This is a genomic window from Bacillus sp. ZY-1-1 (assembly GCF_003047165.1).
Taxonomy (GTDB): domain Bacteria; phylum Bacillota; class Bacilli; order Bacillales; family Bacillaceae; genus Bacillus; species Bacillus velezensis.
The window spans coordinates 547218-572638 of sequence record NZ_CP027061.1; the positions used below are offsets into that span (position 1 = coordinate 547218).

Sequence of the window (25421 nt, forward strand, 5' to 3'; positions counted from 1 at the left end):
GCTTTTTTTAATGGTTTCGTTACTGAATGACGGGCAGGGCCGGTGATCCGGGCTTTAATGTAAAGTCATAAGACGATTCGTCACGGTACATCGGGTCCGCATAAATGGAATCCGAATCGTTTGCCGTTCCTTTTCGGTACGCTGTGAATGAATCATATTCTCTGTTCTTCCAATTCCAGATGCCGTCTTTTCCCGCTTCTTTGTGATAGACGTTATGATTAACGGTATTTTCTTCGTTTTTCGTAAAATCATTTGCGATAAAAATCCGTGAATCGCTTGCCGTCATGATGTTTTTTTCGATCGTGTTCCCTTTTGTGCCGTACTGCAGGAGCAGCTGGCCGCCGTCAAGGTCCTTCGTGTCATTTCGGTACATGATGTTGTGAGCGATCACCGAATTGATGGTGCCGCCGCGTTTCGTGTCATAGCCTCCGATTGAAATACCGGTGTATGCATTGCCGTACACCTTGTTATCCGTAATCCGGATATCTCGTGCGTATTTCCCTTTATGCTCAGAGGTGGCTTCAATCCCAAGGTCATTGTTGTAAACGGTGTTTTTCTTAATGTCCACATGTTCTGCGCCGTCAACGTAAATACCGCCCGCTGAATATTCATCTCCGTAAGCGGGATTTCCGTAAGAAGAGTTATGGCTCACCGTATTGTTTTCAATGACGCCGTTTCGCGCATAGTCGTTTTGCTTGGACGTTCCTTCGTATCCGATCACGTCAATCCCGATATTGTTATTGTCCCGGATGGTATTGCCGGCAATCTTAAATCCGTCGACATTCCCGTTCAGCACGACCGCTTCGCTTGCGCCGAGCGTCAGTTTTTCAACCGTATTATTTGTAATGCTGACATCCTTCATGGCACCTGTGCCGTAAAATGCGATGCCGTGTGCATTTCCTTCATCAGCCGTGGTTTTAATGTTCCGGATATGGTTGCCGTCAATGTTGATATGACTGCTTGATCCGGTGACGCAGATCCCCATGGCCGTCGCATCTTCTGATGATACGGAGAGATTCTCAAGCGTAACGCCGTGAATGGTAATGTACTGTTTATTGCGGATTTGGATTAACGGAGTTTCAGAATCGCTTTTTGGCGCAGATTTGCCGCTGATTGAGACATGCTCATTCTGATAGTTCCGAAATGTAATCGGCTTTTCGGCCGTGCCGCTGTGCTTTACTTCAAACGTTTCATCATATGTCCCTTCCCGAATCAATACGGTTGTCCCGGCCTCTGCCTTTTCAGCCGCATGTTTTAATGTGCGGAACGGCTTTTCTTTCGTTCCTTCATTTTGGTCGCTGCCTGCGGGAGAAACATACAAGGCGTCCGTCTGCGCTTTCTCATTGGCCTCTGTTTTTGGCCAGACAAAGGCGGTAATGCCTGCGGCCAGAACCGCCGCGGATAAAATCGATAATTTTATTTTCATATCGCATTCTCCTGTATATTTAATGAATTGCATACAAAATATTATACGTTACCCATATATATGAAACAATCTCGCATTTTCATTTTTTTGTTGCCGTTACATGAATTCTTTGCAATTTACACATACTATCTCCAGGTTTTCGTAAAAGGACTAAGAGGAGGTAAACGATGAAGCAGAAAATGATCGCAGTGATAGCGGCCCTAAGCATGATGTGCGGCGGAGCCCATATTGCCGGGGCGGCACAGCCGAATTCATCAGACGCAGAAAGAACCCGGGCAATGGAAAAAATCGAAAAAGCATATGAGCTGATCTCGAACGAATACGTGGAAAATGTAGATAAAGAAAAGCTTCTTGAAGGAGCGATTCAGGGGATGCTGTCTACATTAAACGACCCTTATTCCGTTTATATGGACAAGCAGACCGCTAAGCAATTTTCCGATTCTCTTGATTCTTCTTTCGAAGGGATCGGAGCTGAAGTCGGTATGAAAGACAATAAAATCATTATCGTATCACCGTTTAAGCAATCTCCGGCAGAAAAAGCGGGCCTCAAGCCGAATGATGAAATCATCAGTATAAACGGCGTGTCAATGAACGGGAAAGATTTAAACGAAGCCGTGCTGAAAATCAGAGGAAAAAAAGGATCGAAGGTTTCTATTAAAATACAGCGTCCGGGTACTGAAAAACAGCTGTCATTCCGGATTAAAAGAGCGGAAATCCCGCTTGAAACCGTATTTGCTTCCCGCAAAGAATCAGGCGGTCATCATGTCGGCTACATCGGCATATCGACATTTTCCGAGCATACCGCCGAGGACTTCGCCGCGGCGCTGAAAAAGCTTGAAAAACAAGGGATTGACGGTCTCGTCCTTGATGTAAGGGGGAATCCCGGCGGCTACCTTCAAAGCGTCGAACAAATTTTAAAGCATTTCATCACAAAAGACATGCCGTATATCCAAATTGCGGAGCGTAACGGCGATAAAAAACAATATTTCTCAACCTTAAAACATAAGAAGCCGTATCCCGTCAATGTTATAACAGATAAAGGAAGCGCCTCCGCTTCAGAAATTCTTGCGGGCGCGTTAAAAGAAGCGGGACATTATGACGTTGTCGGCGACACTTCTTTCGGTAAAGGAACGGTTCAGCAGGCCGTGCCTATGGGAGACGGGAGCAACATTAAATTGACGCTTTACAAATGGCTGACACCGAAGGGCAATTGGATTCACAAAAAAGGCATTGCTCCGACAATCGCTGTGAGCCAGCCGGATTATTTTGCGGCGGGACCGCTTCAGCTGAAACAGCCGCTTCAGCCTGATATGAACAGCGCGGATGTCAAGCACGCCCAAATCCTGCTGAAAGGCCTAGGCTTCGACCCGGGCAGAGCGGACGGCTATTTCAGCAAAACAATGAAAAAAGCCGTTCTGGCGTTTCAAGACCGGTACAAGCTTGATAAAACAGCGGTCATTGATAAAAAGACAGCGGAAAAAATGAATCAGCTGATGAATGAAAAGAAATCTGACGAAAAAAATGATTTGCAGCTGCAAATGGCGTTAAAATCATTATTTGTAAAATAAATGAAAAGGAGGCGTTTTTTGCGTCTCCTGTTTCCTTTGTCATTCATAAAAAGTGAACCAAAAGACATATAATTATGACGGTTTTGACAAGATATTAAAAAAATTTTCACATTTAAACATTTATAAAGGACAAACATTACCCGATATTTATAGAGAAGAGAGACTTTATGCCGATTTAATATGTATTCAAAATGAAACTTTTGAAAGTTGCCTCAGTCAGTTTTAGTTCTTACAATAAAAGAAGGTTCTAATAGAGAACAGTTTTAGTTTGGCAGCTGCATTTCAGTATCGAAAGCAGAAGTGTTTGCGGCGCTTCAGCACGGCAGCTGTAATCACCCGTGCTTATCTGGATAAAAAAATGGGGGTTCACAATTGAAGAGGGCAAGTATTGTGCGTGAAAAAAAATATTATGAATTAGTGGAACAACTAAAAGACAGAACAAAAGACGTCACATTTTCATCAACAAAAGCACTAAGTCTTCTTATGCTGTTCAGCAGATACCTGGTCAATTACACAAATGTTGAATGCGTTCACGAAATCAATGAAGAGTGTGCGAAGCATTATTTCACTTACTTAATGAAAAACCATAAACGTTTAGGAATCAATCTGACGGATATTAAGCGGTCCATGCTTCTGATCAGCGGCGTGATCGAGGTGGAGGTTGACCACTATCTGAAAGATTTCTCTCTCTCAAATGTAACGCTGTGGATGACGGAAGAGAGATAGACGTTTGAGATATTCAAGCCAATGATTATTTGGTAGAATAGAATTAAAATGTTTGGCTTGAGGCGGTGAAAGCAGTGTCTGTTCAATGGGGAATTGAACTTCTGAAAAGTATCGGTCTGTTTTTTTTGCACCCGATGTTCTGGTTTTTTATCATCATAAGTCTCGCATGCGGATATTTGCGGATCAAACGTGAACGCCATACGTTTCATACAAAGATCGCGGATATGTATGACGAGCTTATCTTTACATACATAAAAGGACTTATACCGGGTATTCTTCTCTCCATATTATTTTTTGGACTGGGAATTTCGATTCCATTCGGTCTTCTCGGCATAATCGCGGCCGTGACGGCTTTGGCTTCGCTGACGTTCCGTATGAATTGGCTGTCCTCAGCTTATATTGTCAGCGCCGGCATGTTCATTGCGTTTATCCTTCAGTATACCCACACAGTGCCGTTTGCGGATCGGTTTCCGCAGGCATTCGGCGTGAATTGGGCATCGGCGGCCGTGTTTATGGGCCTTTTGATTATCACGGAGGGAGCGGCTGCCTGCCGTTCAGCGCATCTGAAAACATCTCCGGCGCTTGTCGTCAGCAGCAGAGGCCTGCCCATCGGCCGACAATTGGCGAATCGCGCATGGCTGCTTCCGCTTTTCTTATTGGTGCCGGGCAGCGGGCTTGAGTCACACCTTTCTTGGTGGCCTGTCTTTACCGTACCGGGCGGCTCTTTCCATTTGATCTGGATTCCTTATATCGCCGGCTTCGGACAGCGTGTGCAGGGGTCACTTCCGGAAGTCAGCATAAGGATAACGGCGAAACGCGTCATGATTCTCGGGGTTATCGTGACCGCATTCGGGGCAGCTGCCCTTTGGTGGACTCCGCTTGCCGGAGCTGCCGCTTGTATTGCGGTGCTCGGACGCCTGTTTTTATCATTAAGACAGCGGCTGAACGATAACGCGGCTCCGTTTTATTTCTCTAAGCGGGATCAGGGCTTAATGGTGCTCGGCATCATTCCGAATACACCCGCGGACGATCTTGAGCTGAAGATCGGTGAGATTATTACGAAAGTAAACGGCATCCCCGTGAAACATGTATCGGATTTTTATGAAGCACTTCAAAAAAACCGCGCATTTGTAAAAATGGAGATCATCGGCCTGAACGGTGAGATCCGTTTTGATCAGCGCGCGTCCTATGAAGGCGAACATCATGAATTAGGTATTTTATTCGTGCAGGATGAACACGAGCACGAAGAAATGACAGCATTATAATGTGATTTTTCATAATTATTCGGAATAGTTTCAAGAACTCCTAAACTAGATTTCAAAATCAGTTAGAAAGTAAAACAGCTAAGAAAATTATATTTTCTTAGCTGTTTTATTTTGAAATAATAAAAAAATAAATGAAGGAGAGGTATGGCTTATTGGAAAGGTTATTGCTAACTCCAAAACCTTTAGAAGATGAATCTTTAGCGGGATATATATTAAGAATAACTGATTATAATGGTTATGTTGGATAGGGGGAGTACATTATAAAAAAGCTTTTACTTAAGAGATTACCGTTGATTTCACTTGGAGTTATAGCTTACATACTGACAAAATACGCGCAGAACCATCAGGATTGGGCGGAAAAATACAGTAGGTCTGTATATCCGTTATTGTCAAAAATAGTAGGATTTGTACCTTCTTGGGTCAAGTTTTCTGTTAGTGAATGGCTCGTCGTGTTGGTTGTGTTACTTTTTCTATTTTATATCGTTTATTATGTGCGCAAGGTTATCATGAGTAAAGGTGTACGTAGGATGGTAGTTTATCGTGGTGCTCTAGGAATCGTTACGATCTGTAGCGTGATATATTTTTGTTATACTATTTTGGGTGGAATAAACTATTACAGATATTCTTTTTTGTCTTATACCGAATATAAAGAAGAGAACTACAGCAAGGAGGAACTGGTCAAATTGAGTAAGTCGCTTGCCGTTGAAATGGAATTGGCAAGGGAAAAGTTAGCGGACACTGATCTTTTGGCTCAAGTACCAGAGGTTTTTGATTATTATGCACAACACGCAGTGTTCTCGATGCAAATGTTATCAAAGGAATATCCTATTTTGGAGCATTCTTTATACTCAACACCAAAACCAGTTGTGATGTCAAAGCTAATGTCGCATGCAGGGATAAATGGCATCTTTGTCCCTTTTACTTATGAATCCAATATCAATGTTAATGTGCCCGTTTTCTTGGTGCCTGCTACTATGGCACATGAATTGGCACATCAGAGTGGTTTCATGCATGAGGATGAGGCAAATTTTATAGCATATCTGGCATGTAAGCAGCAGGATGATCCAATGATACTTTACAGTGGTTTTTTTCTAGCATTTGTTTATTCTATATCTGAGCTAAAGAAAGTGGATCCAGATCAGGCGTCTGATATAATGTCCAGTCTGTCCAAGGCGGTGCAGCATGATATAGAACAAAATGAGCAGTACCGGGATAAGTATGAGGGTGTTATTTCAAGTATTTCAAGAAATGTAAATGATGTATATCTGAAGGCAAATAATCAGACAGACGGTTTGAATAGCTATAGTGATATGGTGAATTTGTTGCTGGCAGAGCAGCGAGATAGAGAAGTACAATTAAATGTATCTTGAATACTTATAGGTTTATATAGTAATGATAGTGGGCTCAAGTTGAACATAGGAGTGAGTGAAATAAATAAAATAAAAGTATTTCCTATTCCATATGCTGGAGCGTCGGTAAATGCATATTATGAATGGAAAAAACTACTGCCGGATAGATATGAATTGTGTATATGTGAATTGGCTGGAAGAGGAACTCGATTCACAGAGTCTTGTTACCAGTCTGTTGGTGAAGCAAGTGAAGATATCGCCAAAAGAATAAGTGAACAATTAGAATATGACGATGAATATGTTATATTTGGACACAGCATGGGAGCCTTATTGACTTATGAGTATATTATAAACTTAAGCAAATGGGAACTAAGGAACCAAGGCATCTGTTTTTTTCTGGGCGAGATGCTCCACATATTTTTGAAAAGAGAGAAGACATTGAAAATATGACTAATGAAACTTTCTTGACAAAGGTGGAACAATATGGGGGAATACCAGAGGAGTTTTATACAAAAGAGATTATGGATATGTTTCTTCCGATTTTGCGAGCAGATTTTATAATTTTGGACAATTATAAGTTTCAGCTCAAAGCAGAAAAAATAAGTTGTGGAGTAAGCGTTTTTTATGCGGATAGCGATTTTTCGACTCATATCAATGAAATGCATAAATGGAGTGAAGTTGTTGAAGGAAACGTGAAATTTCATAAGTTTAAAGGAGAACATTTTTTTTTGAATCGGTATCCTAATGATATTGTAAATACTATTGTTAAAGATACAGAGACTCAAAATATTTTCCAGGCCACCCACCTGGATCGCCTGGAAATACGGGGGTAATCTCCCCCATTAATTCTATTTTGAATTAATTCAAATGAGAGAAACGTTAAAGTCTCAAGTAGTGGTCTAAAAAAGAACTGTGCCTTTTGACAAGGGAAGCCACGGTATGATTCTACTAAAGTGACGCGACTCAACTTTAGAAGGAGGATCAAAACCGTGGCTTCTATAGATAGAATCTCACTTTTGGAGCTGTTACGCAAGAGCGGAAATGAAGGCAATGTCGATTTTTTAAGAGAAGCAATGCAAGTGCTGGTGCAACCCCAGATGAAGGCGGAAGTAGTCCAAGACATTGGGGCAGAACGCTATGAGCGGAATACAGAACGTGTGAATCAGCGTAATGCATACCGCGAACGCCGGTGGGATACACGGGTGGGGACACTGGATTTGAAAATTCCTAAGCTTCGTAAAGGCAGTTACTTCTCATCCTTGTTGGAACCCCGTAAACGAGCAAGAGAGGGATTGTTGGCTGTGGTCCAGGAAGCGTATGAGCATGGCGTTAGCACACGCAAAGTGGATGATTTGGCCGAGGCACTGGGGATGAAAGGGATTAGCAAAAGCAAGGTCTCCCGGATCTGCAAGGAGCTAGATGAGACCGTATTGGCATTCAAAAATCGCCCTTTGGAGGGTGGTACCCGATGTTTGGTTTGACGCTACGTTTCCCAAAGTACGGGAAGGTGGCAGAGTATACGGCATGGCATGGGTTGTAGCCATTGGCATTCGGGAAACGGGTGAGCGTGAAGAAGCCGTGAGTCTGCCATTCGCCTATTAGGAGCAATCCTGATGGAACAACAGATGAGTGGACGGTTTCACGCCGCTATTTCAGCCTGTAATCTGTGGCGAAGGTTACCGGGAAGGAATGGATTGTCAACATTAAATTAGACAGCTTTTTTAAGGGTTGCTTGGCGATACTGAACAGGCGTCATGTATCCCAGAGATCCATGAATTCGATGCTTGTTAAACCAGTTGACGTAGTCGTATAATTCCAACTGCAGGTGATCAAGGTTCTGGAACTCCATCTGATGGATAAACTCCGTTTTCATGACCTTGTACGTAGCCTCCGCCACAGCGTTGTCATAAGGACACCCCTTCGCGCTTAACGAGTACCGATCTCAAAGGTTTCCAGAAGCTCGTCCATCTTCTGGTTTTTAAACTCACTACCACGATCCGTATGAAACCACTTGATTTGGCTCAGGTCGCCTTCTACCGTAGCAAAGGCGCGTGAAACCAGAGCAGCGTCCTTATGTGAACCTGCACTACGGCCAATGATCTCTCGATTGAATAGATCAATGAGGACGCAAACGTAGTGCCAACGGTGCACGGAGGATATAGTAATGGAAGAACAATTATTAAGACAAATTGAAAGTATTGTTAAAACAAAAAAATACATTTGAAAGTGAAGTAACAGATATTTTAGAATCTATTACTTTTATTAAAATTATTGTAGCGATCGAAAAAACATATGGTTTTGAATTTGATGATGATATGTTGCTATTATCGGAATTCCCTACTATTGGGTCTCATAGAGCAAAACCGCATTGCGATACTCTATGCATCGGGGGAGTGCGGTGACACTTTGAGAGAGAAAATGAAGAAGGAAAACTAGAAAAGGTTCCGGAAAGCTGATGCTTACGGAACCTTTTTCGTTATGCCGAATGGCTTTTTTTCGTCTGAACGGTTTCCCCGGACTTAATTCCAAGCGATACGAACAAGCCGATCACAGAAACTCCGATCAATATGATAAACAGAATATGAAACCCGGAGATTAAACCGATCAGTGCTGAAGAAATAATGCTTCCGAAATAACGGAAGGTGGAGAAAATCCCGGATGCGATGCCGGACATGCCCGGTTCTACCGTCGCAAGAGAAGATACCTGCATGCTCGTCAGCCCCGCACCTGACGCGATGCCTCCTACAATAAGCGATGCCATAAGAAACGGAACGGAATGGGAATAAACCAAAAGCAGAAATAAGAGATTGGCTGCGGCCATCAGCCCGAAGGACAGAAAAATCATTCTTCGCGCGCCCCATTTCTGATGCAGCTGAGCTCCGCCCCAGTTGCTGGCGGACATGAAAACAGAAAAGACTGACAGCGCCATGCCGCTGTGCGACGTGTTCATGCTGAAGTGGCCTGTCATAAAGAGCGGCATAATCAATAACACGGCGTACATCATTAAATTACTTAACAGAACCGACAGATTGGCGCTCGTAAAGGTCGTGTTTTTAAATAGGTCAAAATCAATAATCGGATGTTTCGTGCGCAGCTCCCGTCTGAAAAATAGCGGAACCAATACGAGAATGAGCAGCGCGTACACCCAATAGCCCAAAGAGCTTTCATTTTTCGTCAGAAGAATAATAGATACAATGCTTCCGGCAAGCAAAACGGACCCGATGATATCAAGCGGAGCGTCAGACGTTTCTTCTTTATATTTAGGAAACATCACTAATGCCGTCACGAGTGCGATCGCAAGAAACGGAATGTTGACCCAAAAGATCGAATGCCAGCTGAAGCTCTCAATTAAAAGAGAGCCGATAAACGGACCGAGAGCCGCGCCCAGCCCGGCACCGAGGCCGAAAAAGCCGAATACTTTCGGAAGCCGTTTTTCAGACACGACATGGCGGATGATGGCGATGCTGTTTGGCGTAAGCAAAGCGCCGCCGGCAGCCTGAAGCGCCCGGAAGAAAATCAATAAGAAAAGACTTGGCGAGAGGGCGCACCCCAATGATGCGATGAGAAAAAGGCCGACGCCCCATAAATACATTTTTTTGTTTCCGTACATATCACCGAGTTTGCCGGCAATGGGCTGTGTCACGGCCATCACGATTAAATACACGGTCACTACCCATGTGATGCTGGCAATTGATTCGCTGAATGAGCGGGAAATGGACGAAAGGGCGACTGCGATCATCGTAGAATTGATGGGAACGAGTATGGCTCCCAGCAAAAGCGAAACGATCAGCGCCCATTCTTTCTTTGAACCCATCCTTCATCCTCCTTGGAGCCGGAAAATGACCGGCCGGTAATGCCTTTCATGAAAATCTCAGTGCTGTGTTTCAGCATCGTTTCCTCAGAGAGAGTAATGACTCTTTTCCCCAGCTGCAGCCGGTGTATAAAATAACCGAAAATCATCGTCATAAAGACGTCTGCATTAGCTTCTTCGCTGCCGGGGCTTATCATATTTTTCTTTGTCAGCTCCTTAAAGTAAACGATTAAATGCTTTTTCACGGATTGCGGATATACGACAATATCCTGCAGGACGTCTTCGAATAGTTCCGGTTCGCGCAGGCAGATGCGGAACACTTCTTTTTTTTGTTCCAATTGCTGCAGAAGGGTCGCGGCGAAATGAAGAAGATCCTCATACAGATCGCCTTCCGCCTTGGTGATCATGCTTTCCGGAACCGGCGCCTGCTGTTCAATCATGGCTTTCATTAATCCTTGTTTGTTTTTAAAATTACGGAAAATCGTTGCTTCGCTTACTTTTGCTTTTTCTGCGATTTCCTTTGTTGTCGCTGCGCGGTATCCTTTTTGGATGATCAGATTCATCGCGGCGTCAATAATTCTCTTGTTCGTCGTTCTCAACATGTTTCACCTCGCGTAAATACTGGCAGGACAAGTATACACCCGCCCTGCCCGTCAATAAAGAGGGAAACCTAGCATGAAGCGCGTTTGACAATCGTAATCTTGCCGTTTGTCCCGTCTACCGTGACGATATCTCCGTCGTTCAGCCTGTCAGTCGCGGCACGTGTGCCGAGAACGGCCGGGAGCCCGTATTCTCTCGCGATGATCGCCGCATGTGACAGGATGCCGCCCGTGTCCGTAATGACGGCCTTTGCATCCTGGAACAGACTGGTCCAAAGCGGTGTCGTCATTTTGCAGACAAGCACGTCTCCTGTTGAAAAACGGGAAAATTCACTTGCGTCACGAATGACTTTCACCGGTCCGCTTGCGATTCCGCTTGACGCTGCAAGTCCGTAAATTTGATGTTCAGTGTTTTTTTCATCTTCTGTGATGGAGCCGGTAATCTGTTCAGCCGTTTTCAGCTGTTCCGAAGTCGGAGTCCCGAGATAAGCGGGGGCTTCAAGCAATTGATATTGCTGGAAGAGCCGTTTTCGTTCAGCGGCTTTTTCCTGCATCGGAACCGGCGACGCCAGCGCTTTCTCGACTTCATCGCTGTATAAGTACCACATATCCTCCCGATCATCGATTACGCCTTGTTTTTGAAGCAGCTCGCCGATTTTCAGAAGGCAAAGGCGCGCTTTGGCGTCCAGCATCGCATCAATATAAAAATGGTGATCATCTTTGATGACGGATGAAGACAATGTCCACTGATAATAGCGGTCAAACGTCTCCCGGAAGCCGTCATCTTCAATTCTATCCATAAAGTCGGCGTAGAGCTGTTTTCGTTTTTCTATCGTTTTATGAAACTCACTGTCAAAATCGTATCCGTTCCGGACATAGTTCTGAATGTTGGCCAAAGCGAAATAAGGGTTTTCCGCCCAAGTTTCTTCAATGAGATCATGACTTTTCACGGATCTCCAGCCGTATTCCTGTAAAAATTCGCCGACTTGTTCGAGAAAGCGTTTTCCCTCATTTGATTGCAGAAGCGTCTGATGCAGCTCATCGGCATGAGAAACCGTAAAGACGCGCCGCAGCTCAGGGCTGTCTTTTACTTGTCCGGAAAGCAGCCAGAGCTGTCTGTCGGTCTCCAATGACTTATTCATGACGCCGGCCAGCATTTCATACAGAAGGGAGGTGTTTTCTTTCTCAACCTGTCCGTACATAGATTCCAGTATCATGTTTAACGCAACCTGCGGAAAGACAATATTGAAATGTTCTGCGTATCCTTTTAAATAGAAGTCTTGCAGGTTTCGGAACGCATCAATGGCAGTCTCCGGCGTATGGTCTGTATGCGCCAGTTTGTCCAGCTTTTGATAAAAAGGCAGAAAGGTTTCCTGAATAATATCGTACATGCGGTCAGCCAAGACGGGGAAAAGCGCTTCTAACTGTTCTGCGGGCAGCTTGTCGTCCGTCTTATGCTGTCTGGAAAAAACATGACCCTGATGAAATTTGACACGCTCAATCTCGATGCCCATCACAGGGAAGGTCTTCGTGCTCTCTTTGAGGCCGTATTCCAAAGCCGGCACAATGAGTGAAGCGAATAACGGGCTGACGGGACCTTCTATATTGGACTCCATATTGAGCCAAAAATCTTTCTGATCCCGGGGCGTCATGATAAATTCCCGTTCTTCGTCTGCCGCTTTCTGATCCTGCGCGATCGTTGTAATCGGTCTGGCCTGAAGCAGATAGAGCCTATTTTCGGCAAATCCGAATTCGAGATCCACGGGATAACCGTACAGTTCCTCCGTCTTTATTGTCAGCATGGCAAGCTCTTTGACGCTCTCGTCATCAAGGCAGAAGCGGTTTCTCATGTCAGCGGACGTCTCTTTTTCCGTCACGCCTTCGTCTTTAGAGACGATATACATTTCTTTTAAGCCGATTTCTTTTTCAACCTGAAATGTGTCTTTATTGACGATAAATGTGTCGGGCGTCACGCTGCCGGAGACGATTGCTTCTCCGAGGCCGTAGCTCGCGCTGATCATCAGTTCTCCGTCATCATGTGTGACGGGGTTGCGGCTGAAAATGACCCCTGAAACCTCGGAATTGATCAGACCTTGCACGACAACGCCCATTAACGGTTCTGCGGTGTCATTGTTCATTTTCTCTTTATAACCGCTGACCCGCGCCGAGAAGAAGGAAGCCCAGCACTCTTTCACTTTTCCGAGAAACTCTTCTTCAGTTTTGATATTTAAATAGGTTTCGTACTGTCCCGCGAAAGAAGAGCCTTCAAGATCTTCGGACGCGGAGGAGGAACGTACGGCGACAGAGGCGTATGATTCTCTCAATTCATAAAACGATGCGGTCAGTTCCTCCCGAAGCTCTTTTGAAAACGTGCCGTTCATAATGGCGCGCTCCAGCTGTTCCTGATCTGCTTGAAGCCCGTTGTCTTCCATAAAACGTGTCAGGGCATTCGTCTGAATGATAAAACCGCCGGGAACGGGCAGCCCGTTTTTCGTCAGTTTAATCAGGTTCATTCCTTTTGCTCCTGCAGAGCGGCTCGATTCTTCCGCTTTTTGAAATCGCACTGAATACATGCGGTATGACCCCCTTTTTTTCTTCATCCAAGAAAATGATAGTAAACACTATCATTACATTGTAAAGAGGGAGGAAGAAACTGTCAAAGATACAAAGACCTAAACCTTCTCATCCTTTCGGCTGAAGAAAGGTAATTCGATTCATCTGGTTAATGGTTCAATGGATTTATATTCACATTTTCTTTGACAGATGATTGAAGACTGCCGAAAAAGGGTATTGTGATAGCAGGGGAACGATTGTCCGATTCTTCATTTTTTACTATAATCAGATGAGATGAAGAATTCCCGAGGAGGGTTTTTGTGATTACAAAAGCCGTTTTTGCATTATGTTTCCCTTTTATGCTGGTCGTCCTTTTTACGCGCGTCACGTTTAACCACTATGTGGCGATCGCTCTCACAGCCGCACTGCTTTTCGCATCCTATTTAAAGGGTTACACCGAAACGTATTTTATCGTTGGATTGGATGTCGTATCGCTGGTGGCCGGAGGGCTGTACATGGCCAAAAAAGAAGCAGACAAAAAGAAAGACAATGCCTGACATGGTGAATATGAAATAGAATGCCTGCTTTTACGCCATAAAAGCAGGTTTTTTATACAAAAATTGACTTGGTAAAAATAAACCATCGAACTTTAGTTCGTATTTTTAGTGATTTTGCCCGTCATTGTGTTACTATATCAATAGGAAGATTTCGTAAAGAAACGGAGGCTTTTTTGTGAAAGATCGTTTTGAGTTAGTCTCGAAATATCAGCCCCAGGGAGATCAGCCGCAAGCGATTGAGAAGCTTGTCAAAGGCATACAGGAAGGCAGAAAACACCAGACTCTCCTGGGTGCGACAGGGACGGGCAAAACCTTTACCGTGTCCAATCTGATTAAAGAAGTGAATAAACCGACACTGGTCATTGCCCATAACAAAACCCTTGCCGGACAGCTGTACAGCGAGTTTAAGGAGTTTTTCCCGAACAACGCTGTCGAGTATTTTGTCAGCTATTACGATTACTATCAGCCGGAGGCGTACGTGCCTCAAACGGATACTTTTATAGAGAAAGACGCAAGCATTAATGATGAAATTGATAAACTGAGACACTCCGCGACATCCTCTCTGTTTGAACGGAGAGATGTCATCATTATCGCGAGTGTGTCATGCATATACGGCCTCGGTTCGCCTGAAGAATACCGGGAAATGGTCGTGTCGCTCAGACCGGAAATGGAGATTGAGCGGAACGAGCTGCTGAGAAAGCTTGTGGATATCCAGTATGCCCGCAATGATATCGACTTTCAGCGCGGGACGTTCCGCGTGCGCGGAGACGTTGTGGAAATCTTTCCGGCTTCCCGTGACGAACATTGTATCAGAGTGGAATTTTTCGGAGACGAAATTGAGCGGATCAGGGAGGTCGACGCTTTGACCGGAGAAATACTCGGCGACCGTGACCATGTCGCGATTTTCCCGGCTTCCCACTTCGTCACCCGGGCGGAAAAGATGGAAAAAGCGATTCTGAATATTGAACAGGAGCTTGAGGAGCGCTTGAAAGTGATGCACGAAAACGGCAAGCTCCTTGAAGCGCAGCGGCTTGAGCAGCGGACGAGGTATGATCTTGAAATGATGCGGGAAATGGGTTTTTGCTCAGGGATCGAGAACTATTCAAGACATTTGACGCTCCGTCCGCCGGGCTCTACGCCGTATACGCTGCTTGATTATTTTCCGGACGATTTTATGATTGTCGTTGATGAATCACATGTGACGATTCCGCAGGTGCGCGGCATGTTCAACGGTGACCAGGCGAGAAAACAGGTGCTTGTCGATCACGGGTTCCGCCTGCCGTCAGCGCTTGACAACCGTCCGCTCCGATTCGAGGAATTTGAAAAGCATATGCACAATATCGTGTACGTGTCGGCGACTCCGGGACCGTATGAAATTGAGCATACGCCGGAAATGATCGAGCAGATCATCAGACCGACGGGACTCCTCGATCCCCTCATTGACGTCCGTCCGATCGAAGGACAGATTGATGATTTGATCGGCGAGATTCAGGCGAGGATTGAACGGAATGAACGCGTTCTCGTGACGACTTTAACGAAAAAAATGTCAGAGGATCTGACCGATTATCTCAAGGAAATCGGCATCAAGGTCAATTATCTGCATTCCGAGATTAAGACGCTTGAACGGATTGAAATCATCCGTGACCTCCGCCTCGGAAAACATGATGTGTTAATCGGCATCAACCTGCTGAGGGAAGGGCTTGATATTCCGGAAGTGTCACTTGTCGCCATTCTCGATGCGGATAAAGAAGGCTTCCTCCGTTCTGAACGTTCGCTGATTCAGACGATCGGACGGGCGGCACGAAACGCGGAAGGCCGCGTCATCATGTATGCCGATAAAATCACGAATTCGATGGAGATCGCGATTAATGAAACGAAGCGCCGCCGGGAACAGCAGGAGCGCTTTAACGAGATTCACGGCATTACGCCGCAAACGATCAATAAGGAAATCCGCGATGTGATCCGCGCGACGCAGGCCGCTGAGGATAAAGAAGAATATAAAACAAAAGCCGCGCCTAAACTGGCGAAGATGACGAAGAAAGAACGCCAGAAAGTCGTTGAGCAAATGGAGCACGAAATGAAAGAAGCGGCCAGAGCGCTTGATTTCGAGCGGGCGGCAGAGCTTCGTGATTTACTGTTAGAGCTTAAAGCGGAAGGATGATGAACACATGGCAATTGACCGGATCGAGGTGAAAGGCGCAAGGGCGCACAATTTAAAAAACATTGATGTAACGATTCCCCGGGATCAGCTCGTCGTCGTGACGGGGCTGTCCGGATCGGGAAAATCATCCCTTGCCTTTGACACCATTTACGCGGAAGGACAGAGGCGGTATGTTGAATCGCTTTCTGCCTATGCGCGCCAATTTTTAGGGCAGATGGATAAGCCGGACGTTGATGCGATCGAAGGGCTTTCTCCGGCGATCAGCATTGATCAGAAAACGACGAGCCGCAATCCGCGGTCAACCGTCGGAACAGTAACGGAGATTTATGATTATCTCCGGCTCTTATACGCGAGAGTCGGGAAGCCGCACTGCCCGGAGCACGGCATTGAAATTACGTCGCAAACGATCGAACAGATGGTTGACCGGATTCTTGAATATCCGGAGCGGACGAAGCTTCAAGTGCTTGCGCCGATCATCTCAGGCAGAAAAGGCGCCCATGTCAAAGTGCTTGACCAAATCAGAAAGCAAGGTTACGTAAGGGTGCGGATTGACGGAGAAATGGCCGAGCTTTCCGACGATATTGAACTTGAAAAAAACAAAAAGCATTCCATTGAAGTGGTCATTGACCGGATTGTCGTCAAGGAAGGGGTTGCCGCCCGGCTTTCCGACTCACTGGAAACCGCGCTCCGCTTAGGGGAAGGCCGTGTCATGATAGATGTCATCGGTCAGGAAGAGCTGATGTTCAGCGAGCATCACGCCTGTCCGCTGTGCGGTTTTTCTATCGGGGAGCTTGAACCCCGGCTGTTTTCGTTTAACAGCCCGTTCGGTGCCTGCCCGACTTGTGACGGTCTCGGTTTGAAGCTGGAAGTGGACCCTGAGCTTGTCATTCCCAATCCTGAACTGTCATTAAAGGAACACGCCATCGCGCCGTGGACGCCGATCAGTTCACAATATTATCCGCAGCTGCTTCAGGCGGTCTGCCGCCATTACGGCATTGATATGGAGACTCCGGTCAAAGACCTGCCGAAGCATCAGCTTGATAAAGTGCTGTACGGCAGCGGCAATGAACGGATCTACTTTAAATACGAGAATGATTTCGGACAAGTGCGCGAAAATGAAATTGAATTTGAAGGTGTGCTGCGCAATATTGAGAGACGGTATAAAGAGACAAGCTCCGATTATATCCGTGAACAGATGGAGCAGTACATGTCACAGAAGCCGTGCCCGACGTGCAAAGGCTACCGGCTGAAGAAAGAAGCGCTTGCCGTTTTGGTCAACGGGCGCCACATCGGCACCATTACCGAGCTTTCCGTCGGCGATGCGCTGGAATTTTTCAAAAACCTGACGCTGTCTGAGAAAGATATGCAGATTGCCGATTTAATTTTAAGAGAGATTGTGGAGCGTCTCAGCTTTTTAGATAAAGTCGGTCTTGATTACCTGACGCTGAGCAGGGCGGCGGGAACGCTGTCAGGCGGAGAAGCCCAGCGTATCAGGCTTGCGACGCAGATCGGCTCCCGTTTGTCAGGCGTCCTGTACATTCTTGATGAGCCGTCCATCGGCCTTCACCAGCGTGACAATGACCGTCTGATCAGCGCGCTGAAAAACATGAGGGATCTCGGCAACACACTGATTGTCGTGGAGCATGATGAAGATACGATGATGGCTGCCGATTATTTGATAGATATCGGTCCGGGCGCCGGCATTCACGGCGGCCGCGTCATATCGGCGGGGACGCCTGAAGAAGTGATGAATGATGCGGATTCTCTGACCGGACGTTATTTGTCAGGGGCTCAATTCATCCCGATGCCTCCGGAGAGAAGAAAGCCTGACGGCCGGTTCATTGAAATCAAAGGCGCTTCAGAAAACAACCTGAAAAAAGCGAACGCCAAATTCCCGCTCGGCACTTTTACGGCGGTGACAGGTGTGTCCGGTTCGGGAAAAAGCACGCTTGTGAATGAAATTCTGCATAAGGCGCTTGCGCAAAAGCTTCATAAAGCCAAAGCGAAACCGGGAAGCCATAAAGAAATCAAAGGCCTTGACCATCTTGATAAGGTGATCGACATCGACCAGGCGCCGATCGGCCGGACACCGAGATCAAATCCGGCAACTTACACGGGTGTGTTTGATGATATCCGCGATGTATTCGCGCAGACAAATGAAGCAAAGGTGCGCGGCTATAAAAAAGGCCGGTTCAGTTTTAATGTAAAAGGCGGGCGCTGTGAGGCCTGCCGCGGCGACGGCATCATCAAAATTGAGATGCACTTCCTTCCTGACGTGTACGTTCCGTGTGAAGTGTGCCACGGCAAACGTTACAACCGGGAGACGCTTGAGGTCACATACAAAGGAAAAAGCATTTCCGACGTTCTGGATATGACGGTGGAAGATGCTCTGTCTTTCTTTGAAAATATCCCGAAAATCAAACGCAAGCTTCAAACGCTTGCTGATGTCGGACTTGGGTATGTGACGCTCGGCCAGCCGGCGACGACGCTGTCAGGCGGAGAAGCGCAGCGCGTCAAGCTCGCTTCCGAGCTGCATAAGCGTTCCACCGGCCGGACGCTGTATATTCTGGACGAACCGACAACAGGCCTCCACGTTGATGATATCGCAAGGCTTTTGGTTGTGCTTCAAAGACTCGTCGATAACGGTGATACCGTTTTGGTCATTGAACACAATCTCGATATCATTAAAACGGCGGACTACATCGTCGATCTGGGACCTGAAGGCGGTGCGGGCGGCGGCACGATCGTAGCCTCCGGAACGCCTGAAGAAGTTGTGGAAGTGAAAGAATCATATACGGGCCGCTATCTGAAACCGGTAATGGAACGCGATAAAAAACGGATGAAAACATTGCTGGCCGAAAAAGAAACGGCAGCCACGTAATAGATCAATAACAACAGCCCAAAACTCATCGGTTTTGGGCTGTTGTTGTTACAGGCTTTTTTTCTGTTGGGGAAGCTGTCTGCTTAAATGCATTAAGTCCTGCAGAATATGGGTGCTGCTGCTGTCCAGCAGCACTTTTATATATTGGATATCATGGGAAATGGGAAGAGGGGCTGCTTTGATCTGTTCTAATTCAGCCAGCATTTCGCTGTTCATTCTTTTCTGTTCGCGAATTAAATTTCGAAGACTCTCTTCCGTTACTTGGGCGTTTTCGGGATCTTTCTCCATTTGTATGTCCTCCTTGCATACGGTCAGGCTTTGTTACATATTGTAATCGGTTCGGGGAAAAGATTCTATAGTGAAATCTCTGAAACCAAAAATTACGTATAACGAAGCATGTCCTTAGCATGAAAATGAAACCCGCTCATTCGTCATACGTATGTATAAGGAATGGTTTTTTATATCACGGCACAGGGAGTGTTTTTATTGAACCGAAATCAAGCGATTATCGCATCAATCTGTTATTTCAGCGTGTTTCTCGCGCCGCTCATTCTTCCGATTGTGGCTTACTTTGTCGTCGATGAAAAAGAGACGAAGCGGCATGCCATGCGTGCTCTGATTTCCCATATCATTCCGTTTGCGGGCTTGCTGATTGTGACCGCCGGTGTTGTCGGCGGATTGATTACGGCCCAGGGGGAGAGTATGGTGCCCGTTTTTGTTATGATAACAGGAGCAGCTGTTTATTTTCTGATCCTCATCGGAATGGTCATTTGGAATATCGTGCAGGGAATTAAGGTGTTACGCCAGGTGTAAGAAAAGTCGGGGGAGGAGTTTTGTATGAAACAGGAGAAAGAACGGATTTTAAAGCTTGTGGAAGACGGCATGCTGACGGCGCAGGAAGCACTGACGCTCATTGAAAAACTGGATCATGAATATAAAGAAAAAGAAGATCAGATCACCGCGTTATCTGCGGAGGTTCAGGAACCTGCGGAAGATTTCGAAAGCGGTGCAAAAGGAAGCCAAAAGCCGTCGCTCGGGGCGAAGCTGTTCGACTGGATTGATTCTGCCGTCAAAAAAGTGAAGGAAGCGGATCTTGATCTGAATTTCGGCCACGCACACGAAGTGCAGCATATTTTTCAATTTAAAGACAGTGAATTCTCGGCCATTGATATGCAGATTGCAAACGGCAGCGTCAATATCGTGCCGTGGGCGGATGAAGATATCAGAGCGGAGTGCCAGGCGAAAGTGTACCGGGCGGACAGTCAGGAGGCGGCGCGCACCGCATTTCTTCAGCATATTGAGTGTGAAGTGAAGGGCAATAAGTTTTTTGTCCGCACGGAAAAGAAAACGATGAAAACCAATGTTACGCTTTATGTTCCCCAGAAAGAGTACGATAAGATAAGAGTGAAGCTGTTTAACGGACCGATCAGAGGGGAACATTTACATGTAAAAGAATTCTCGGCGAAAACAACAAACGGCGTTCTGTCATTCTCTCATTTGACGGCTGAGAAAGCGTCGGCGGAAACGGCTAACGGACAAATCAAGCTGGCCGGACATCAATGCGGCGCGATTGAAGCGGAAACGATCAACGGCTTGATTGATTTGCGCGGATCGAGTGAATCCATTGACGTTCAAAGCTTTAACGGCAATATCATGCTTACCGTGACAGCGCCGCACTGCCGCTCCATCTACACGAAAACGACGACCGGAAACGTGGAGATAGCCCTGCCTGATGATTCGGCGGTGAAAGCGGAGCTCAAAAGCAATCTCGGCTCTCTCAGCCATGAGCTGATTGATGCGGAAATTTTAAAGGAAAAGAATGATACCATTCAAAAAGAACTGATGCTGGCATCAAATCAAGGCCATGATCAGCATCTCTCGATTTTCTCAGAATCGTTAACAGGAGCCATTAAGCTCAAGCATACTCAGAGGTGATTGGATGAAAAGACTTTACCGTTCAGAAAAAAACCGTAAAATCGCCGGCGTCGTCGGCGGTTTGGCGGAGTACATCAATATGGATGCGTCGCTTTTGCGCATTATCACCGTTGTATTAGCGCTTGTCACGAGCGGAATCGTGCCGATTGTATATATTATCTGGTGTTTTGTTGTACCTTTAGAAGGAGATTTGAAATAAATGATCAAATGGGCAGTCAGCATTTTAGTAAATGCTTTATTATTAATCGTTATCGCGGGATATTTTGATTCCGTCCATATCAGCAGTATCGGAGCGGCTGTCATCGCCAGTGTGATTCTTTCTGTGTTAAATGTGCTGATCAAACCGATCATCGTCATATTGACATTGCCTGTCACGGTTGTGACCCTCGGCCTCTTTCTGTTTGTCATCAACGCTATTACGTTAATGATGACCGCAGCCTTGATGGGAGACAGCTTTCAGATTGACGGGTTCGGCACCGCCATTTGGGCATCCGTCGTGCTGTCCGTTTTCCACTTGCTGATCCAAAAAGGCATATTGGAGCCGCTTAGAAAAGGATAAAAAACAAGCTGTCCCGAGAGGGCAGCTTTTTTATGTGCGGTTTACATAAGCGGCAGCCTCCTGACGCAACATAATGCATAGGGAGGTAATGAGATGAAACTTGTGATGACGCTCTTTTTTCTGATTGGTTTGCTTTGTGTGAGTCCTTCTGCGGATGCGGCGCGCAAAGAATCGGCGATCCCCGTGAATCAGCAGGAATTCGGACAGCCGCCTCATTACATACCGCTTCTGGAGAATCCTCCCCAAATCGAAGTAAAGGCGGAAATGAAAAGAAACCTGTTCATACAGGCTCATGTACGGAATGCTGACTATCAAGCGTTTTCGGCGTTTCTTTTTTATAAACAAAGCAATGAGCTGGGGTTTAAGATGGTGCCGATGGAGCCCGCGCCAGGCGCAATCCGGCTTTTTACGGCCCAGGTTTCAAAACGGGATATCTGGAATGGAGAATTGGAATATTACCTCGTTTTCACCAACGGCAGACAGCGGGCGGAATCGGAGAAAAAGCGGCTGAAGCTGGACGGCTATCAAGCCGATTTGAATCATATTCCCGAGCTGATGATTACGGAGCTTGCGGTTGATACGAAAAATGAAGACGGCGCTGATGCCTATGAATTTATCGAGGTGTATAACACGACGGACAGGCCCATTCATTTTAAAGACTATCATATCCGCTACCGCTATCCGAAGGAAGGGCCGGAATCAGATATGATATGGAGGCCGAAAGAAGATACCGTCATTCCGTCAGGCGGGACTTACGTGTTTTGGCTGAGACGCGCCGCATCAGAACTGACGATAGATGATTTCAACCGCTATTACGGGACACGTCTGAAGGAAGGAGAACATCTCTCCGTCATCGAAGGGACAGACGGAATGTCCAACGGCCGCCCGCGTACGGTCGTGCTGTCGGCAAATACCGGCAAGGATATCGCCTCAGCGCAATACCGGAAACACGCTTTCCGCCGGCTGACTTCTTTGCTGTACAAATATCCGCTGAACGGAACGGGAGAATTGCTGAAGATCTCCACGAGCGAGCATAAGCCGTCACCGGGCTCCGTTTTTCAGGCGCAGATTCCGCAGCAGAAAAGGGTGATCAAACCGGACAAGGAAAAACCGGTCATCGAAGACCTTACAGACAGAAAGCCCGTCCGGCCCGCTGAAAGCATTGAATTAAAGGCTGACATAAAAGACAAAAACCTTGTCAAAACAGCCGCGTTTTATTACCGGACCAATGAGAAAAAACCATTCAAACGAATTCTGGCCGAAAAAGACCGCAACGACAGCTTATACCATCACATTCTTTATTCCCCGGAACTGCTCGGCCAGGATCAGCTTGAGTATTATATCGCAGCCAGTGATGGAGAAAATGAAGCAAAAACGCCCGTCAAGATGATTGACATTGAACAGACGAGCAAATCACACGGACTCAGAATGAATGTTGAACCGGAAGATACGATATCCGGCACCTATCTGCTCAAAGCGACTTCCGACGTCAGCGCCGATGAGATCAAGCTGTGGATTGACGGCAAGCGGCAGGAGACCCGGCCGGCGCTGGAAAAAGAGGTCTATTTCGCCTTCGATGCCCGGAAAACGAATCTTTATTTTCAAAACACCGTCATGATGGAAAACGAGGTGCTGCACATTTTTGACGATCCGTCTCACCGCTACAGAACGCACTCGGTTCTGCTTCCGGAACGTCTGCTGCTAAAAGGGGGCAAAACACAGAAAGTATCCATCCGTTCGGGCTCAAAGGTTTCTCCGTATGACACGGGAGAGAATCGGGATGATTTTGTCGTGAAACATGCCCGTCTGGTGCTTTCGGACGGAACGGTGATCAAAGACGGGAAGACGGACCCGTCCGAGCAGCTGTTTATCGGTGACGGCAAGCGGGCGAATCAGCAGAAGACCTTCTCATTCAGCCTGCCGGATCATTTGTTTACGTCACGGCTGCTGCTGTGGAACACGGCGAAGCTTTCGGAAGGCTATCACCATATTTTTGTCAGTGACGGTGAGGAGCAGCTGAGCCAATCTGTGAGGGTGGACAATTCGGGGCCGAAGATTGTCCCGGGTATTAAAGAAGGAGCGGCGCTGAAAGGTAATGTTGAGCTGAATGCGGACATCCGTGATAAATGGAGCAAAGTGGAAGAGGTGAAAGCGTTTTTGGACGGAGAAAGCATTACGCTCCCGCATCACACGTCATCAGCCGATCTCAAGCCCGGAAAGCACACCCTTACTATCATTGCGGCAGACCTTGCCGGAAATGAAACAACGTCCGTCCGCACCTTCCATATCAAACGGGAGGAGCCGAACCAGCCGGAGCTTGCCGGTCAAAAAATCGGCGCCCGCAAAGCAAAGCTGTCCGTCCGGGTAAAAGACCCGACGAAGGATGACATGAATGTATCATTTTATCGCGGCTTCCGTTATACCGCGCGGAATCCGGGCAGCGTGAAAGTGTATAAACACGCCTCATTAACGGAACCGCCGAAGGGCATAAAAGAAAATGAAATGCCGTTTACCCTGCCGGAAATGAACCGTATCTCGGCAAATGACGGAAAAACCGTTTCGGCGGAAAGTATGGAGCGTTTTCCTTATCACCGGTTCGAAGTCTCCGTTGACCCGTCTATCGACGAAACGGATCTGGCCGAGGCGGTCTGGAAAGGAAGCTCTCTGCCCGGCCGAAAGGTAACCATGTATATTTGGAATTACCGGACAAGCCGCTGGCAGGAGGCGGACAGCGTCCTTGCCAAAGATAAAAAGCCGTTTACATTAAAAGCCGCCGTTTCCGCAGCGGATGTGGTGAAGAACTCAAAAATGAATGTCATCGTGCAGGATCAAATACCGGCGAAAGGCAATTACACGTTTGTCTGGATGTCGGATACACAGTATTACGCACAAGGGCACCCGCACATTTTTGACAAAATGACGGAGTGGATCAAAGAAAATAAGGAAAAGCACAATATTAAATATGTCTTTCATACCGGTGATATTGTCGATGATTCAATGGTGATGAAACAGTGGAAAAACGCCGATCACTCCATGCGGACGCTTGACAAGGCGGGGATTCCGTACGGAGTGCTTGCCGGCAATCACGACGTCGGCCATAAAGACGGTACATACCGAACCTTCGGGGATTTCTTCGGGAGCCGCCGGTTTGAACAGAACATGCATTACGGCGGATCATACAAAAATAACCGCGGGCATTATGATCTGCTGTCGGCAAGCGGGAACGATTTTATTATGATTTATATGGGCTGGGGCATTACGGAACAAGAGATTGACTGGATCAATCAAGTGCTGAAGAGGTATCCGGACCGAACCGCCATCTTATGCTTTCATGAGTACTTGCTTGTGAGCGGAAATCGAAGCCCGATCGGGGAGACGATCTATCGAAAAATCGTCAAGCCGAATCGCAATGTGGCGATGGTATTAAGCGGCCATTACCATAACGCCATGAAAAAAACCGATGCGCTTGACGATGACGGAGACGGAAAACCGGACCGCCTCGTCCACCAAATTCTGACCGACTACCAGGACGGTCCGGAAGGGGGACAGGGCTTTATGCGCATAATGCAATTTGATCAGGCCGCCAATCAGGTTCACATGTTCTCCTACTCGCCGTACACGGATGACATCAATTACTATGACACCGATCTGTTCGCTGATAAAGACGAATTCTCAGCAGAAATGGATTTACAGCCGAAGAGGAAACGGGTAGCGACTGATTATTTTGAATGCAACGTTTATACGAACGAACTGCTCGGTCATAAAAAACACGTAAAAAGCGGAAAAACCGCAAATTGGGTCTGGGACGGCCTGCAGCCTGATTCCGTTTATTACTGGTACACCGTCGTGAAGGACCCGTACAACGGCAAAACAATATCACCGCTGTGGATGTTCAAAACGGGAAATACGCCGTATCACCCGGCTCCGGATCAGTTTGATTTCAGGCATGCCTCAAACCCATAGCAAAAACATACAGCCTGCCGATCGGTCAGAAGAAAATCTGACGGTCAGCAGGTTTTTTTCTGTAACAT

General features: G+C 46.7%; 19 protein-coding genes and 3 pseudogenes. 16 read left to right on the forward strand and 6 right to left on the reverse strand.

What is annotated here, in order from left to right; translation table 11 throughout:
* Positions 1-19: 19 nt before the first annotated feature.
* A complete protein-coding gene (locus tag C5I45_RS02830) occupies positions 20-1426 on the reverse strand; it encodes a right-handed parallel beta-helix repeat-containing protein (protein WP_060387190.1) in 1407 nt (468 codons plus the stop codon).
* Between the two features lie 206 nt (positions 1427-1632).
* Between C5I45_RS02830 and ctpB the strand changes: the two genes are divergently transcribed.
* From ctpB to C5I45_RS02860, 7 genes and pseudogenes are all read left to right on the forward strand, one after another.
* On the forward strand, positions 1633-2994 hold the full coding sequence (gene ctpB / locus C5I45_RS02835; RefSeq protein WP_370880548.1) for a carboxy-terminal processing protease CtpB: 1362 nt from the start codon (positions 1633-1635) through the stop codon (positions 2992-2994).
* 372 nt (positions 2995-3366) lie between these two features.
* Entirely contained in the window at positions 3367-3720 is a 354-nt protein-coding gene (gene swrA / locus C5I45_RS02840) for a swarming motility protein SwrAA (protein ID WP_014305920.1), read from the forward strand.
* A 74-nt stretch (positions 3721-3794) separates the two neighbouring features.
* The gene (locus C5I45_RS02845) at positions 3795-4985 is read left to right on the forward strand and encodes a cell division topological determinant MinJ (protein ID WP_039063710.1); all 1191 of its coding nucleotides are present in this window, start codon (positions 3795-3797) and stop codon (positions 4983-4985) included.
* A gap of 290 nt (positions 4986-5275) precedes the next feature.
* Positions 5276-6344, forward strand: a pseudogene (locus C5I45_RS02850) (DUF3810 domain-containing protein).
* Positions 6345-6394: 50 nt separating this feature from the next.
* Positions 6395-6784, forward strand: coding sequence for a thioesterase II family protein (locus C5I45_RS20055; protein WP_021734092.1), 390 nt, complete (start codon positions 6395-6397; stop codon positions 6782-6784).
* Positions 6697-7167, forward strand: a complete 471-nt coding sequence (locus C5I45_RS20060) for a thioesterase II family protein (RefSeq protein ID WP_250636953.1) — start codon at positions 6697-6699, stop codon at positions 7165-7167. The genes C5I45_RS20055 and C5I45_RS20060 overlap by 88 nt, the downstream gene beginning before the upstream one ends.
* 156 nt (positions 7168-7323) lie before the next feature.
* Positions 7324-7906 (forward strand): annotated as a pseudogene (locus tag C5I45_RS02860) (transposase); the annotation flags it as partial.
* A gap of 136 nt (positions 7907-8042) precedes the next feature.
* On the opposite strand, the pseudogene C5I45_RS19855 reads toward C5I45_RS02860, so the two are convergent.
* Positions 8043-8482 (reverse strand): annotated as a pseudogene (locus tag C5I45_RS19855) (transposase); the annotation flags it as partial.
* Between the two features lie 50 nt (positions 8483-8532).
* Between C5I45_RS19855 and C5I45_RS20190 the strand changes: the two are divergent.
* Entirely contained in the window at positions 8533-8736 is a 204-nt protein-coding gene (locus C5I45_RS20190; protein WP_157662610.1) for an acyl carrier protein, read from the forward strand.
* A gap of 74 nt (positions 8737-8810) precedes the next feature.
* Here C5I45_RS20190 and C5I45_RS02880 read toward each other — a convergent pair whose 3' ends face one another.
* The 3 genes from C5I45_RS02880 to C5I45_RS02890 form a co-directional block, all read right to left on the reverse strand.
* Entirely contained in the window at positions 8811-10148 is a 1338-nt protein-coding gene (locus C5I45_RS02880; protein WP_015387637.1) for an MFS transporter, read from the reverse strand.
* A complete protein-coding gene (locus C5I45_RS02885) occupies positions 10121-10744 on the reverse strand; it encodes a TetR/AcrR family transcriptional regulator (protein ID WP_003151436.1) in 624 nt (207 codons plus the stop codon). Before C5I45_RS02885 ends, C5I45_RS02880 begins: the two co-directional genes overlap by 28 nt.
* Before the next feature lie 71 nt (positions 10745-10815).
* A complete protein-coding gene (locus tag C5I45_RS02890) occupies positions 10816-13317 on the reverse strand; it encodes a PEP/pyruvate-binding domain-containing protein (protein ID WP_107994215.1) in 2502 nt (833 codons plus the stop codon).
* Positions 13318-13617: 300 nt separating this feature from the next.
* Between C5I45_RS02890 and C5I45_RS02895 the strand changes: the two genes are divergently transcribed.
* The 3 genes from C5I45_RS02895 to uvrA all read left to right on the forward strand — a co-directional run bounded on the left by C5I45_RS02895 (position 13618) and on the right by uvrA (position 18896).
* Positions 13618-13854, forward strand: coding sequence for a CsbA family protein (locus C5I45_RS02895; protein ID WP_003151438.1), 237 nt, complete (start codon positions 13618-13620; stop codon positions 13852-13854).
* A 175-nt stretch (positions 13855-14029) separates the two neighbouring features.
* Positions 14030-16015 carry an excinuclease ABC subunit UvrB gene (uvrB, locus tag C5I45_RS02900; protein ID WP_003151439.1) on the forward strand — a complete coding sequence of 662 codons (1986 nt, stop codon included), beginning with the start codon at positions 14030-14032 and terminating at the stop codon, positions 16013-16015.
* Between the two features lie 7 nt (positions 16016-16022).
* Entirely contained in the window at positions 16023-18896 is a 2874-nt protein-coding gene (uvrA, locus tag C5I45_RS02905) for an excinuclease ABC subunit UvrA (protein WP_003151441.1), read from the forward strand.
* 48 nt (positions 18897-18944) lie between these two features.
* On the opposite strand, the gene C5I45_RS02910 is transcribed toward uvrA, so the two are convergent.
* The gene (locus tag C5I45_RS02910; RefSeq protein ID WP_003151443.1) at positions 18945-19184 is read right to left on the reverse strand and encodes a hypothetical protein; all 240 of its coding nucleotides are present in this window, start codon (positions 19182-19184) and stop codon (positions 18945-18947) included.
* 198 nt (positions 19185-19382) lie between these two features.
* Here C5I45_RS02910 and C5I45_RS02915 point away from each other — a divergent pair, with 198 nt between their 5' ends.
* The 5 genes from C5I45_RS02915 (at position 19383) to C5I45_RS02935 (ending at position 25353) form a co-directional block, all read left to right on the forward strand.
* Positions 19383-19709 carry a hypothetical protein gene (locus C5I45_RS02915; RefSeq protein WP_003151444.1) on the forward strand — a complete coding sequence of 109 codons (327 nt, stop codon included), beginning with the start codon at positions 19383-19385 and terminating at the stop codon, positions 19707-19709.
* A gap of 24 nt (positions 19710-19733) precedes the next feature.
* Complete coding sequence (locus C5I45_RS02920; protein ID WP_003151446.1) at positions 19734-20831, forward strand: DUF4097 family beta strand repeat-containing protein; 1098 nt, start codon at positions 19734-19736, stop codon at positions 20829-20831.
* Positions 20832-20835: 4 nt separating this feature from the next.
* Positions 20836-21030, forward strand: coding sequence for a PspC domain-containing protein (locus C5I45_RS02925; protein ID WP_003151448.1), 195 nt, complete (start codon positions 20836-20838; stop codon positions 21028-21030).
* Positions 21031-21390 carry a phage holin family protein gene (locus tag C5I45_RS02930; protein ID WP_014418984.1) on the forward strand — a complete coding sequence of 120 codons (360 nt, stop codon included), beginning with the start codon at positions 21031-21033 and terminating at the stop codon, positions 21388-21390.
* Between the two features lie 93 nt (positions 21391-21483).
* Complete coding sequence (locus C5I45_RS02935) at positions 21484-25353, forward strand: metallophosphoesterase (protein WP_107994216.1); 3870 nt, start codon at positions 21484-21486, stop codon at positions 25351-25353.
* Positions 25354-25421: the final 68 nt, after the last annotated feature.

Bases quoted from the DNA above. Each gene is read 5' to 3' on its own strand.
- C5I45_RS02830 (WP_060387190.1), bottom strand. From the start codon at position 1,426: ATGAAAATAAAATTATCGATTTTATCCGCGGCGGTTCTGGCCGCAGGC.
- ctpB (WP_370880548.1), top strand. From the start codon at position 1,633: ATGATGTGCGGCGGAGCCCATATTGCCGGGGCGGCACAGCCGAATTCA.
- C5I45_RS20060 (WP_250636953.1), top strand. From the start codon at position 6,697: ATGGGAACTAAGGAACCAAGGCATCTGTTTTTTTCTGGGCGAGATGCT.
- C5I45_RS02880 (WP_015387637.1), bottom strand. From the start codon at position 10,148: ATGGGTTCAAAGAAAGAATGGGCGCTGATCGTTTCGCTTTTGCTGGGA.
- C5I45_RS02890 (WP_107994215.1), bottom strand. From the start codon at position 13,317: ATGTATTCAGTGCGATTTCAAAAAGCGGAAGAATCGAGCCGCTCTGCA.
- uvrA (WP_003151441.1), top strand. From the start codon at position 16,023: ATGGCAATTGACCGGATCGAGGTGAAAGGCGCAAGGGCGCACAATTTA.
- C5I45_RS02910 (WP_003151443.1), bottom strand. From the start codon at position 19,184: ATGGAGAAAGATCCCGAAAACGCCCAAGTAACGGAAGAGAGTCTTCGA.
- C5I45_RS02920 (WP_003151446.1), top strand. From the start codon at position 19,734: ATGAAACAGGAGAAAGAACGGATTTTAAAGCTTGTGGAAGACGGCATG.
- C5I45_RS02925 (WP_003151448.1), top strand. From the start codon at position 20,836: ATGAAAAGACTTTACCGTTCAGAAAAAAACCGTAAAATCGCCGGCGTC.
- C5I45_RS02930 (WP_014418984.1), top strand. From the start codon at position 21,031: ATGATCAAATGGGCAGTCAGCATTTTAGTAAATGCTTTATTATTAATC.
- C5I45_RS02935 (WP_107994216.1), top strand. From the start codon at position 21,484: ATGAAACTTGTGATGACGCTCTTTTTTCTGATTGGTTTGCTTTGTGTG.